The 13,847-nt window shown below is 48.4% G+C and carries 12 protein-coding genes; 9 read left to right on the top strand and 3 right to left on the bottom strand.

The window, feature by feature from the left end; all coding sequences use genetic code 11:
* The first annotated feature begins 132 nt into the window (after window positions 1–132).
* Together ACXAH4_RS14940 and ACXAH4_RS14945 are read left to right on the top strand one after the other, a co-directional pair.
* Window positions 133–1,488: a hypothetical protein gene (locus ACXAH4_RS14940; protein WP_474882459.1), complete on the top strand. Its 1,356-nt coding sequence runs from the start codon at window positions 133–135 to the stop codon at window positions 1,486–1,488.
* Window positions 1,489–1,647: 159 nt separating this feature from the next.
* On the top strand, window positions 1,648–1,914 hold the full coding sequence (locus ACXAH4_RS14945; protein WP_119500843.1) for a hypothetical protein: 267 nt from the start codon (window positions 1,648–1,650) through the stop codon (window positions 1,912–1,914).
* A gap of 53 nt (window positions 1,915–1,967) precedes the next feature.
* On the opposite strand, the gene ACXAH4_RS14950 is transcribed toward ACXAH4_RS14945, so the two are convergent.
* A complete protein-coding gene (locus tag ACXAH4_RS14950; protein WP_474844821.1) occupies window positions 1,968–3,119 on the bottom strand; it encodes a GNAT family N-acetyltransferase/peptidase C39 family protein in 1,152 nt (383 codons plus the stop codon).
* Window positions 3,116–4,564, bottom strand: a complete 1,449-nt coding sequence (locus tag ACXAH4_RS14955; RefSeq protein WP_474882460.1) for a RimK family protein — start codon at window positions 4,562–4,564, stop codon at window positions 3,116–3,118. Before ACXAH4_RS14955 ends, ACXAH4_RS14950 begins: the two co-directional genes overlap by 4 nt.
* Window positions 4,565–4,879: 315 nt before the next feature.
* Between ACXAH4_RS14955 and ACXAH4_RS14960 the strand changes: the two genes are divergently transcribed.
* Window positions 4,880–5,848: a calcium/sodium antiporter gene (locus ACXAH4_RS14960; protein ID WP_474844819.1), complete on the top strand. Its 969-nt coding sequence runs from the start codon at window positions 4,880–4,882 to the stop codon at window positions 5,846–5,848.
* Between the two features lie 77 nt (window positions 5,849–5,925).
* Here ACXAH4_RS14960 and ACXAH4_RS14965 read toward each other — a convergent pair whose 3' ends face one another.
* Complete coding sequence (locus tag ACXAH4_RS14965; RefSeq protein WP_119500839.1) at window positions 5,926–6,297, bottom strand: hypothetical protein; 372 nt, start codon at window positions 6,295–6,297, stop codon at window positions 5,926–5,928.
* 275 nt (window positions 6,298–6,572) lie between these two features.
* Between ACXAH4_RS14965 and asnS the strand changes: the two genes are divergently transcribed.
* The 6 genes from asnS (at window position 6,573) to ACXAH4_RS14995 (ending at window position 13,842) form a co-directional block, all read left to right on the top strand.
* The gene (asnS, locus tag ACXAH4_RS14970) at window positions 6,573–7,970 is read left to right on the top strand and encodes an asparagine--tRNA ligase (protein ID WP_474844817.1); all 1,398 of its coding nucleotides are present in this window, start codon (window positions 6,573–6,575) and stop codon (window positions 7,968–7,970) included.
* 151 nt (window positions 7,971–8,121) lie between these two features.
* On the top strand, window positions 8,122–9,252 hold the full coding sequence (locus ACXAH4_RS14975) for a paraquat-inducible protein A (protein WP_474882462.1): 1,131 nt from the start codon (window positions 8,122–8,124) through the stop codon (window positions 9,250–9,252).
* Window positions 9,253–9,254: 2 nt separating this feature from the next.
* Window positions 9,255–10,904, top strand: a complete 1,650-nt coding sequence (pqiB, locus tag ACXAH4_RS14980) for an intermembrane transport protein PqiB (protein ID WP_474844815.1) — start codon at window positions 9,255–9,257, stop codon at window positions 10,902–10,904.
* Window positions 10,894–11,457 (top strand): PqiC family protein, encoded by a 564-nt coding sequence (locus tag ACXAH4_RS14985; protein WP_474851142.1) that lies wholly within the window; start codon window positions 10,894–10,896, stop codon window positions 11,455–11,457. The genes pqiB and ACXAH4_RS14985 overlap by 11 nt, the downstream gene beginning before the upstream one ends.
* Before the next feature lie 18 nt (window positions 11,458–11,475).
* Complete coding sequence (locus tag ACXAH4_RS14990; protein WP_474844813.1) at window positions 11,476–12,573, top strand: GGDEF domain-containing protein; 1,098 nt, start codon at window positions 11,476–11,478, stop codon at window positions 12,571–12,573.
* A gap of 111 nt (window positions 12,574–12,684) precedes the next feature.
* On the top strand, window positions 12,685–13,842 hold the full coding sequence (locus ACXAH4_RS14995; RefSeq protein WP_474882463.1) for an efflux RND transporter periplasmic adaptor subunit: 1,158 nt from the start codon (window positions 12,685–12,687) through the stop codon (window positions 13,840–13,842).
* The last annotated feature ends 5 nt before the right edge of the window (window positions 13,843–13,847 follow it).

The following is a 13,847-nucleotide window of genomic DNA, read 5'->3' on the forward strand; positions in this document are numbered from 1 at the left end:
TGAAAAGTTAAGCAGTTAGCACCGCTTCTGGCTGCTGTGTTTCATATTTGACAAAAAAATCAGGTATCCGTCGCGCAAAAGTAAGCACTGTGGTTTGCTTTCAGTTCAGCTAACCACAAAAAGAAAATTGCCATGACTGTTACCCCCTTTTGCCTGAACCCGCTTTACAATTTCGCATTATTGTTTGCCTGTCTGTTACAAAATCCGGCCAGCGCGGCCACCGGTGACACTTTTCCTTCGGAACGAAAAGTTATCCGCGATCCGGTTACCGGTGTAAAAATCGCCTTTCTAACTACGCAGTCAAAGGGTGACGCCAAAATTTACCCTACTCATCCTCAATGGACGGCTGACGGTGAGTGGCTGGTATTCAGGTCTGCACGGGTGCCGGGAGAGGCCATGGCCGTCAACGAAGAAACCGGCCTGTTAGTGCAGGTCAGTGAAGGTGGTTATTTTGGCATGCTGGTGAATGCACAGCGAAGCGGCAAGCTCTATTTGATGCGGGATCCTGCTGTTGCAGCAGATGCCCAACCCCGTTACGGCGATAACCCGAACGATAAAGCCATCATCGAAGTGAACATTGAAGCATTGCTCGAGGACGTAAAGAATAATGAAGTGAAGCAGTCAGGACACTATGAACGAACAGTGGGAGTTGTACCCGCCTCCATGGGGGCCGGTGGAGATATGGCGCTGGATGCCGCCGAAGATATCATTTATTTCCGTATTGGCCGGGAAGAAGCAGCCAGACACTTGAGTGATAAGGTTGCGCTCAAGGAAAATTTCGGTCCCCGCAATATGGGCGCGGGCCCGACAGGCATCGCCAGTATGAATATTCAAACCGGAAAGATAGACATGGTGGTGGCACTGCCCTTCCAGCTTGGTCACATACAGACTAACCCCTGGGTAAGCAGGGAACTGGTATTTTGTTGGGAAACCGGCGGCAAATCGCCACAACGAATGTGGACAATGAAAGTCGGTGGAGAAGTCAAAGCCCTATACCCTGAAGCAGATTATGAGTGGGTCACCCATGAAGCAGTGATCACCAGGGACGAAGTAGCCTTTGCTATCATGGGGCATCGCGACGTCGGTACTGATGATGAATGGGGCCCGTCAGCCAGCCGCCAGAAACCCACAGGACTGGGTATTGTGAACTTGCGTACAAATGAAATGCGAATTGCCGGGCAAACCCGCAGCGGCAGCGGACTTTGGCATGTACACGGTTCTCCGGACGGGCGCTGGGCTGTGGGTGATGACTTCGAACGTAATCTGTATCTGATTGACAGAACGACAGATGAAATGCAATTGCTCAGCGGTGGCCACAAAACTTCGGCCAGAGATCATACTCACCCGACGTTCAGCCGCGACGGTACAAAGATTCAAATACAGTCGGCAATGCTGGCAGAGGATGACCGGTCCCTGAACATTGCTATTATTTACCTGCCTGAATCCTTACTCAAACGTCAATACGATGAGGTAAAGCGCCGGGACTGACCGGCCTTTTTATTATACTAAAGGATAAACAGGCATCGATGTTGCAACAGTCTTAAGTGAATGCGCTCCTTTATTCAGGGTCAAACGGCAATAAGTTGGTGTCAGGACCCCATAAATAAAGGCTTTAGACTACTAACAACATTGAAATAGGTTTTAACCATGTTGAATGAAAATACGTTACTGATTGGGCAAGTGTTGCAAATTCGAGACAACATTCTGGCAAAACGCCACGCTATTCCGGGTTCTCTGCAAAGCGAATGGAAGCGTCTCACAGACCGCACTGCCGCCTTCGATATTAAACGTACGTTTAACACTGCCCGTAAAGGCACGACTTTCACTAAGCCTTCTCTTTTTCAGGGCTCAGCGGCAGAATTGTCTAATCTGGTAAAGGCACTGCGTAACTTCAACGCGCGTATCAGCCGTTGAAGACTGAAAACGAATAAGCGCGGAGTGATTTATTCTCACACCGCGCTTTAAATTCAGCGTTTTCTGATAATGACTATCGCCCGGACTTTTCGCCGGCCATAGCTGACCAGACGCACAAAATCTTCCCGCGCGACCGGAATGTGCTGATACTCGACGACCTGATCTTCAAAGATTTCAGGATCCGGATCGTGAATATAGAAACAACGCTGGTCTGAGGCTGTCACCGTGACCCAGTGCGGCGCTTTTTTCTTATCAAACGCATAGGTGCTGATCAAGCACAGTACCGCAGCGCCTTCTTCCAGCAAGGCATCCAAAGATTCCATTTTCCATTCGTGAATATCAACGGTAATGCCCTTTTGTCCGGCTTCATGCAGGAAACCCTGTTCCACCACCTCTACAATGTCTTTCTTATGAGCTGTTCTTACGCCGTCAGTGAAAAGCGGTAATGTACGGTTCAACCATACTTCACTCTTAAAGCCTTCGTCAGCCGCTGCCAGAGCCAGTCCTACCGGATGACAACCACCATGACCTGACGTCATAAAAATCGTAGTTGCACGTCGCCAGAGAGATAGCTCTTTTTCCTGCGACACCACGTACTCATTATTCAACTGTGCCATCGCCATCATCAGCGATGCAGGACCACAGGTAAATTCGGTGGTTTGCTGATACCACGGATACACATCAACTTCTGCAGTACTGGAAGGATAGTTCAGTACTTTCTGCATACGAATGGCGTCAGATTTATCTTCGTAGTATTCGTTATACATACCAAACTGACTAAAACCTAAACGTTGATACAGTGTTATTGCGCCCTTGTTGTCCTCAGACACTTCCAGGCGCATAAAGCGCTTTCCCCGCGACAATGCCCTGATTTCCAGTTCACCAATCAGCGATTGGGCAACCTGTTGTCCCCTCGCCTCCGGCAGCACTGCAATAGAGTACAGGCGCGTAAGCATGGTTCCGCGTCGTAATAACAACAATGCGTAACCGAGTATAATGCCGTCCCGTTCAGCCACCAGCAATTCAGCATGGGGCGCCGTCAAATAAAAGCGCATACGACGACGGCTTAATTTGTCATGAGAAAAGCAACGTTGCTCAACATCACACAAAGACGATAAATCCTCAGCCGCCGCAGACCGTACCGTCACCGGTGAAAGTGATAATACGGGCTCTGCGACTTCACGAGCTGCAAGTTTGGCGCTCATCGACCGCGTAACTCCAACCTGTTTGCAAATTCCTGCATAATTAACTGGTACAATTCTTTGCCCAGATATTTGTCTTCGACGCCCGAATCAATACTCGGGTTATCGTTAACTTCAATCACGTACACTTTGTTGCCTGAGTGTTTAATATCCACACCGTACAAGCCGTCACCCACCACTTTGGCCGCCTTGATCGCCGCCTGTAAGACTGCTTTTGGCACCTCAAAAGTCGGCATGGTTTTAAAGCCACCGGAACTGAAACGGTCACCTTCGTGATGGTAAATCTGCCAGTGGTTGCGTGCCATGAAGTACTGACAGGCATAGATAGGTTTGCCACCAAGCACACCAATCCGCCAGTCAAACTCGGTAAACACGTACTCTTGCACCAGTACCAGCGCCGACGCTTCAAGCATTTCTACCAGACGTGTTTTCAGCGCTTCCGCACTTTCCACTTTATACACACCGCGACTGAACGAACTCTCAGGCAACTTAAGCACCAGAGGTAACCCCAGGGTTGAAATCAACTCCTGACAGGTGTCATCAGTGCTGTCTGAAACCATCTTACTTCGCGGTGCAGGCACTTGCTGATAAGCAAACGCATCCTGCAGATACACCTTATTACAGCAACGCAAAATCGACTGGGTGTCATCGATAACAATCAGGCCTTCACGCTCTGCTGCCCGGGCCAGACGATAGGTATGATGGTCTATCGCAGTAGTTTCGCGGATAAACAGGGCATCATAATGGCCCACGGCTTCCGGTGTTAAGCTGGTTACCACTTCAGCATTGAAGCCCGCTTTTTCCGCCGCTTTTACAAAGTTTTTAATCGCTTTGTCGTCAGACGGAGGTGTCGGCTCATCAGGATTAACCAGAATCGCCATGTCCCAACGCATCTTCTTGCCTTTGCGGTCACTGCGCCACTGTTGTTGTGTGAACTGCTGTAAACCGTCAATACAGTCTTGTTTCAGTGAATCCGGCAAATCAGCAAAGCCACGTGCCTGCACTTCCATAAAGCCGATGTTGTCAGCAGCTATATGTAAAGTGACCTGTAAAATCGGACACGGAAATGCTTCAAACGCTGTGGCCGCAACCGGCAACAGAGCCTGATCTTTTGTTTTACCGAACAGTACAAAGAAAGATTCGATGCCTTCTGTCACCGGCCATTTAAATTTGTCCGGCAACGGTAAACGGGCACTGCCCTCATCGGCAATGCGCAAATCATTGATCCTTTTTACAGACGGTAACACACGGTGTTGACGCGCTTGCGCCAGCAACGAACAGTAATATCCCTGACTTAAATAGCGGGATGTGTCACACAAGTTGATAACACGGGTTTTGGGTTCATTCCGTTTCGGGAATTCATCCAGATAATCCTGAAAAGTCAGAATGGTCTGGTCCGGCAGAGTGAAACCGCTAATGTCGTCAACAACGATAAGAGTTTTATGCATGAAATGCTTCTTGATACCTGAATAAGTAAGAACTATTTGTTACCACAATGTTGATTTCATTGAAGGTAACCTTTTCTGTCCGGGCAGTGTAATTCAACTGCTGGCATTCACCAGTGTTTTCAGAACGGCTTTTTTTTGTCGTTACCATGAGTTTTTGTGATAGCGTTCCGCCTGTTATTTTTATGCACTAAATCGTTTTAATTTTTTTATCAGAGAACGTTTAAATAACGCAGCAGAAACGCTATATAGTGGTCACATGATCTGTCTATGTCCCGCCCGTATTCTTATCGCCGTTACGGGTACCAAGGAGTTGATATGCTTTTACCCAGTTTAGCGATAATTGCAGGCCTGCTGGTTCTGCTGTGGAGTGCAGAAAAATTTGTCGGTGGTGCCGCCGGTGTGGCACGGCATTTTGGTTTATCTCCGTTGCTCATTGGTATGCTAATCATCGGATTCGGTACCTCTGCACCGGAAATTATCGTGTCGGTATTTGCTGCGATGCAGGGCAATTCAGGCATTGCGTTAGGTAACGCATACGGCTCTAATATCGCTAACATCGCACTCATTCTTGGATTGACCGCGGTTATCAGCCCTATTGCCGTCCGCTCAGATATCATCCGCCGCGAACTGCCTATTCTGCTTGGCCTTACCTTTTTCGCCTGCTGGCAATTAATTGATTTTCATGTATCCAAAGATGATGCATTCTCCCTGCTTGGTTTATTCATACTGCTGATGGGCTGGAGTATCTGGACTGGCATGAAAGGCAGCAGTGATACCCTTGCCGCTGAATATGAAGGTGAAATTAATCCGGACGATGCCAGCGTTAAAACCAATGTGATCTGGCTGCTGGCCGGGTTAGCTTTGCTGGTCGCCAGCTCCCGTATTCTGGTATGGGGAGCAGTGGAAATTGCCACCCAGTTTGGTGTCAGCGATACCATTATCGGATTAACCATCATTGCGGTGGGCACGTCTCTACCTGAGCTGGCCTCATCACTGATGGCTATCCGTAAGGGTGAACATGACCTGGCACTGGGTAATGTTATCGGTTCGAACATGTTTAATACGCTGGCAGTGGTAGGACTCGCAGGAACGATTCAGCCTATGCAGGTTGAGCCAAGCTTTTTCTACCGCGACGTCATGATCATGTTAGGGCTGTCGGTGGCACTCTTTATCTTCTGTATCGGCATTAAAGGTCAGGGTCGTCTGAACAGACTGGAAGGTGGTGTATTTGTACTGGGATATGTGGCTTACACCTGGTATCTGGTGCAGTCAGCCTTCGTCTGATAACCCGTTGCAGGTAACATATGGTTTAAAAAGCGGCTTTACAGGCCGCTTTTTTGGTTGAGCTTGTTGCCGTTGTATCAGGCTACACTGACATTCAGGGTGAACAGGCTTAACATTGAAATACCCGCGAGAATAAATAAATTCACTCCGTAGTTGTCTTCCCGGCGACGGTTACGACGGGAACGCAGCAGCATGGTCAGCAACGTCATACCCAGACACAATTGCAACAACATGATCAGCGCGTCCACATGCTCTTCAGACCAGGTAGTGCGCCCTTCAATGCCCCAATATGTTTGTAAGCCCGTGACCATTTCCGGACGGGCAAAATGAAATACCACCAGTGCTCCAATCAGCACCAGCCAGCAAACTGAGTTGACTGTCAGAACAAATTGGTAAAAACCGTCTTTATCTCTCGGCTTACGTCGTCTGTCCGGTTGTTGCGAATTCATGATATTTTAGTTCTCCGTGCAGAAAGTTCGCTGGTATCCCGTTTCTGAATGAGTATACTAGCGATTCGTTTATACGTACGAACCGACACTTTAGATACCCGCCATGCCTGACCGGTTGGCATGCCATAACAAGATTAATAGTTTTTTTCGTTGTTTATCAGCGTTTAGCTTTGTCATTTACTATCGGCAATTCTTCTGTGTCTTTTAGTTATTTACGGCATTTTTACGCCTGATAACACATTATTTTTTCAAACAGGTAAGATGGAGACATTCAAATGACGCATGCGCCCGTTGTCGACGTGCTTGATAGTAAGTACGCAGTTGGCGAAACGGTGACGGTAAAAGGTTGGGTGCGTACTCGCCGCGACTCAAAAGCCGGACTTTCTTTTATCGCTCTGCACGATGGCAGTTGCTTTAATCCCGTACAGGTAATCGCGTTAAATTCTCTGTCAAATTATGCTGATATTCAGCGCCTGACGGCAGGTTGCTCTTTATCTGTTGAAGGTGAAGTCAAACCGTCTCAGGGCCAGGGCCAGGCGGTAGAACTGGAAGCCAAAAGTATCGAAATCTTAGGTTGGGTAGAAAACCCGGATACTTACCCGATGGCAGCCAAACGTCACTCAATTGAATATCTGCGTGAGTATGCACATCTGCGTCCGCGCACTAACGTTATCGGTGCTGTTACCCGTATCCGCAACTGTCTGTCGCAGGCTATTCACCGCTTCTTCCATGAGCGCGGATACTTCTGGATCAGCACACCCATTTTGACCGCCAGTGATACAGAAGGTGCCGGTGAAATGTTCCGCGTGTCCACATTGGATATGATGAACCTGCCCCGCACTGATAAAGGTGAGATTGACTATAAGGAAGATTTCTTCGGTAAAGAAACTTACCTTACCGTATCCGGTCAGCTGAACGTTGAAACATACTGTGCAGCGATGTCAAAGGTATACACCTTTGGTCCCACATTCCGTGCAGAAAACAGCAACACCTCCCGTCACCTGGCGGAATTTTGGATGATTGAACCAGAAGTGGCGTTCGCTGACTTAAGCGATGTGGCACAACTGGCGGAAGACATGCTGAAATATGTGTGCAAAGCCGTGCTTGAAGAACGTGCCGATGACATGGCTTTCTTTGCAGAGCGAATCAGCAAGGATGCCATTACGCGTCTGGAAAAACTGATCAGTTCTGATTTCGTACGTATGGATTACACCGATGCTATCGAAATTCTGAAAGCCAGTGGTAAAGAGTTCGAGTTCCCGGTTGAATGGGGTGTGGACTTGTCATCGGAGCATGAACGCTATCTGGCAGAAGAGCATGTTGGTGCGCCGATTATCATGCAGAACTACCCGAAAGACATTAAAGCGTTTTACATGCGTATTAACGATGACAACAAAACCGTTGCTGCAATGGATATCCTTGCGCCGGGTATTGGTGAAATCATTGGTGGTTCACAGCGTGAAGAGCGCCTGGACGTGTTCGACCGCCGCCTGGAAGAAATGGGCCTGAGCAAAGAAGATTACAGTTGGTATCGTGATCTGCGCCGCTACGGCACCGTCCCTCACTCCGGTTTCGGACTGGGCTTTGAGCGCCTGGTTGCTTATGTAACAGGCATGCAGAACGTCCGTGACGTCATTCCGTTCCCCCGCACGCCGGGTAACGCTAACTACTGATATTTTTTCAGTAAGAAAAAGGTGGCCTTTTGTGCCACCTTTTTTGCTTTTTACGGCGGGTGACATTCCGTTACAGATAAAGGCGCTGATGTTGAACAAATTCGTGCTATTGTATAAGTTGGTTGTTTCTACAGGATAAATCTGGCCGGGCATGCAGGAAAACGCGCTGTCTACAATTCAATGTGACCAATGTCTGACGGTAGTACATTTACCTTCGCTGGATCACCGGCAACGGGCTGTATGCCCCAAATGTGGCCATACCCTGCTGACTTATCGTTATCATCAAAATGATAAAGTACTGGCGTTTGCCATCAGTGCACTCATTTTTCTGGGCCTTTCCCTGCCCTTTAACTTCTTATCCTTCCGTGCCAGTGGCATTCAGCACCAGATTGCGCTGCCAGACAGTTTCAATGCGCTGCTGAACCAGGATTACCTGTCGCTGGCCATAATCACCGGCCTGGCCACCGTGGTTTTCCCCGGACTCGTGCTCACCGGGATGATGATTTTAAGCCACTGCCGTAAACACAATAAAAAACCTGTGTTTGTGAAGCATGTGTTTTTCTGGGTGAAAGCGCTGATGCCCTGGAGCATGGCGGAAATATTTCTGGTAGGCACACTCGTCAGCCTGATCAAAATATCTTCTATGGCAGACATTGCTATCGGCCTGTCATTTTATGCTTTCATTGCCTTTTCTGTCTGTATGACCGCCTGTATTATTCAGTTCGATATCAACCGCTATGCGTTCTGGATTTTCGGAGAAGTGCCGCCACCGAAACCACTGACACCGGCAGTCGCCTCAGTGAGTATTCAGCGCACCTGGGCATTACTGGTTACCGCTGCACTGCTTTATATCCCGGCGAATATGCTTCCCATTATGCATACCGAAATGTTCGGACGTGATGAGCCCAGTACCATCGTGGGCGGCGCTATCACACTGTGGCAATCCGGCGACTATCCGGTGGCCATTATTATTCTTATTGCCAGCGTTATTATTCCGGTGGCGAAAATCATCATACTCGCGTGGCTGAATTTAACCGTGCAGCGCGGTCTTGAGAAACGTCCCCGCATCCGGACCCGGTTTTACCGCGTGACGGAAGGCATAGGGCGCTGGTCCATGATCGATGTCTTCGTTGTGGCAGTATTGGTAGCACTGGTGCAGTTGGGTAACACGCTTTCTATTTATCCCGGCCCGGCCGCCCTCGCATTTTGTGGCGTGGTTTTTGTTACTATGGTGGCAGCAATGACTTTTGATACCCGCCTGATTTGGCAAAACAGGAAGTAAGCATGACAGACGAAGCTAAAATAAAATCAACAACCCACGTTTCAAAGGTCTGGCTAATCCCGATTATTGCCATTATTACCGGCGGATGGATGGTGTGGTACCAGTGGAAAAACCAGGGGCCGTTAATCACCATAGAATTGAAATCAGCCAGTGGCATTGAAATTAACAAAACGCCGGTAAAGGTTCGGGATCTTGAAGTTGGTCAGGTGAAGAAAATTGAGCTGAAGCCGGACCTTGACGGTGTACTTGTCACCGCACGCATTGATGCCAGTGCTGAGCGGCTGCTGACAGAAAATACCGATTTCTGGGTGGTGGCACCACGGATCAGTTTTTCTGAAGTCTCCGGTTTAAATACCCTTCTGTCAGGTTCTTACATCGCCATGTCTGCCGATGACAGCGGTCGCAGTAAATTTGATTTTGTTGCTCTTGAACGCCCGCCGGCTACACCGCCCGGCACACCGGGCTTGCATCTGACTTTAAAAAGTAATGATAAGTTTGCCTATAAACCCGGCGACCCGATCATTTACAAGGGGTTTAAAGTCGGCGAATTTGAAGAAGCAGAATTTAATATTGAAGAACGTGTGGTGTATTACAGCGCCTTCATTCAGGCTCCCTATCATAAGCTGATCACCCAGAATACACGCTTCTGGAATGTCAGTGGCGTAAAGCTGCACCTTAAATCCAGTGGTGTAAAAGTTGAAACCGGTTCGCTGGAAACGTTGCTGGCTAACGGCGTCACTTTCGGTATTCCTAAAGGCGCGAGTTCAGGTGGACAGGTAGATGAAAATGCCAGTTTTATTATTTTCTCTGATGATGCAGCCGCCTCTAACGCCCGCTATAAACTGTACGCCAGTTACGTGCTGCTGATAGATGAAACCGTAAGGGGCCTTACCGAAGGTGCGCCGGTGGAATATCGTGGTATTGAAGTGGGTGAAGTGGCGCAAATTAATCCGGCCAATCTGATAGACGGTAATATTCTTGATCAGAATTACCCTATTCCTGTGCTTATCCGCATCTATCCGGGCAAAGTGCGCCAGCAGGATACACAGGAAAGTCTGCAAGCTGTTAAAGACACCATGCACGAGTGGATAGGCAAGGATTTACGCGCCACGCTGCGCATGGGAAATGTGCTTACCGGCGGACTTTATGTCGATTTACAACATGACATCAATGCCAGCCCTCTGACGGTAAAAACCATCAGCGATATTGAAGTCATTCCCACCGTGTCGAACGAGTTCACTCAGCTCACACAAAAAGCTGATGCAATTTTGGATAAGCTCAATAATTTACCTCTGGAAACCATGATTGTAGAGGTCACCAATGTGATCGACGACATTAAAGCCGCATCTAACCGTGTTGAACAGGCAAGCAGTGATTTTGATACTCTGATGGGCGATATTGACGCGAAAGCCCTGAATAAGAACCTGAATGAAATGCTGATCAACGTGTCTGCACTACTGGAAAACTATACCGAAGGCGGTTTGAGTAAAGGTGAAATTCAGGAAACCGTTGATACGATGCAGGAAACCCTGCGGAATATTCAGCCTCTGCTGCTGCAACTTAATCAAAAACCTAACGGGTTAATCTTCTCGGACAATAGCGAAGAAGATATTCAGCCGAAAGCCGGAAAAGGAATGTTTAATGAGAACTAAGTTATTCGCCGCTGCCTGTTTTACTGCGTTATTGAGCGGTTGCAGCAGTGCACCGGCATCCTTAACCTATTACGTTTTGCACTCTCCTCAGGCGACAACTGAAGAACAATCTGAGCCGGCAGCACGGGTTTATATTGAACAACTCAGTTTACCTGAGTATTTGAAGCAGCGTTCTCTGGCTATGCAAACCGGACCTGCTACGGTGTATTTTTCCCCCCGCCATGTATGGGCTGAGCCACTGGATAAAAGTCTCCGTCAGGCTTTAACCGCCTCTCTGCAACATCACGGAGTGGCAGTTTTACCTGCTGCCGTGTATTCACCACAATACCCTGTGTCAGGATTACATATTAAAATCGACGATTTTATTCCCGCATTTGATGGCAACGTGCTGATTAAAGGTCAATACTGGAAAGAGGACGAAAACACACAGCCTCAAATACATCAGTTTGATTTCCGCCGCCCCATGCAGGGCGATGGCTTTGAAGAGGCTGTGGCAACTATGCGCCTGCTTGTCGATGACCTGGCTTCAGCGATAAGTGATAAGGCGCCGTAACGATTCAAAAGCAGGACAATGTTTAAGCCGGCCACATCGCTTTTTTTAAAACGCGGTTGTCACCCCGAATTTGACGAAGAAACTAATCGCCGGATACTGGTTGTCAATCTGTTCTCTCTGGTAGGGATCAGCATCACACTGGTATTGGGGATAAGCTCTCTGATGAACGGTGGATGGCCGCTCGGATTCAGCTTACTGTCCGCATCGCTGTTGTTTTTTCTGGCCAGTCAGATTCAGGCTACCTACCCCAATAAAATCGGCCGGATGGTATCGGTTTATTTACTGACAGGTTGCCTGATGGGGCTGGAAACTTACCTGTTAGTTACCGGCGGGCATAACAATACCGGCCCGCTCTGGATTTACATATTACCCCCCGTTGCAATGTTTTTCGGCGGTTTCAAACGGGGTCTGATGGTGATGGCAGTATTTACGCTGCTCATTGTCATTATTCTATTCACACCACATGATGCCCTGCTGTTAACCAGTTACTCCACGGATTTTAAAAGCCGGCTGATACTGTCGTTTGCCACTGTCACATTCTTATCTGCATTTTACGAATACAGTCGTGAGCGGACCTTTGAGCTGATGCAGAAACTCAGTGACAGATACGAACAACAGGCACTACACGATACCCTGACCTCACTGCCAAACCGCAGAGGCATGCAGCAACTGCTGGGGCAGGAAATAAAACGGCATCAGCGCACCCGTTCTGCATTCACACTCATATTGGTTGATGTAGATAAATTTAAGGAAATCAACGATACTTACGGGCACGGAAACGGTGATATTGTGTTGCAACGTACTGCAACCCTTCTCCGGCAAAATGTGCGCAGGCAAGATATTGTCTGCCGCTGGGGCGGAGAAGAGTTTTTAATGGTATTGCCTGAAACCGGAGAACAAAGTGCTTCTGTTCTGGCAGAAAAAATTCGTAATACGCTGGCAAAAACCAGCATCTGGCTGGAACAAAAAGAAATAAAGGTCACCGCCTGTTTCGGTTTATGTGAAATAAATGAGGAAATTTCACTTAACCGTGGGTTATCTCTGGCCGATAAAGCACTATACAAAGCAAAACAAACTGGTCGTAATAAAGTTGTATGCGCCAGTGTTATGCAATAATAAAAAAAGCAGTCGCTGAAACAAAATAAATACGCTGTTACAAACAGACAATACAATCAGCAGATTCAACAAGTATCATAATAACAGAGATGGAAACTGGGGAAGCGTCACATGCAATGGAAAAAAATTGCCCTGCCAATCGTCATTCTTGCTGCAGGATTTGCAGGTATGACACTTATCGCCTCGGCGGGTGATAAAGAAGAAGAACCCGAAGTAGTAGATACCCGTCCGACAGTGACAATCAGCGAGCTTCAGGCTGAAGATTACGCGGTTACCCTTAATTCCTATGGCGAAATCACGCCGCTTGAAAGCACCATGCTGGCTGCTCAGGTATCGGGGGAGGTAACGTCCTGGAACCCGGATTTTGTGCCCGGCGGGCTTGTCCGTCGTGGTGAAATCCTGTTTTCCATCGAGAAAGATGCCTACGAAGCCGCATTGCTGCAGGCCGAAGCTAACCTGTCATCAGCACAGGCACAATTAATACAGGAGCAGGCTCAGGCGAACGTGGCGGAGCGGGAAGCGGCCGGCATGTCAAAGAGTCGTGTGACCGACCTGTATTTAAGAAAGCCTCAGTTACTCAGCGCACAGGCCGCCGTAAAATCTGCTGAAGCCATGTTACGCATTGCTAAGCGGGATCTGGACAATTGTGAAGTACGCGCCCCTTATGATGCTCTGATCATCAGTCGTGAAATCGGTACCGGTGACTACGTAACTCCCGGTACAGTGGCTGCCACTCTGAATAATGTGGAAACCGCTGAAATTACCTTCCCGGTTGCCGGCTTCGACCAGTCATTTTTGCCTGTCAGCGTCACCGGCCTCGACGCAACAGTAACCGTAGACAGGCGTACTATCCCGGCCAAACTCCACCGCGATCTGGGTATCGTGGATCAGTCCACCAGAATGAGTCATCTGGTTGCACGTATTGACGACCCTTACGGTGTACGCTCCGGCAAAGCCCAGATTAAATTCGGCAGTTTCGCCAACATCAGCTTTAACGGTAAAACACTGGAAAATGTGTTCCGTATTCCACAGGAACTGGTGAACAATAAACGGATCTGGCTGGTGAGTGAAGATGCCACATTGCAGTCGGAGATTGTTGAAATTGTCCGTGAGCAGGACGATTTCTATTTCGTTCGCGGGAATTTTGATGGTCTGCAACTTGTCACCTCCCCGCCGGAATATCCGCTTAACGGAATGGCAGTGAAAGTGATTGAGCAGAGCAACAAACTGGTTGCGGCTCATGCGAATAGCACTTCCGCCGGTATTTAAGGGGA

Source organism: Alteromonas sp. ABV2_168, assembly GCF_056161165.1.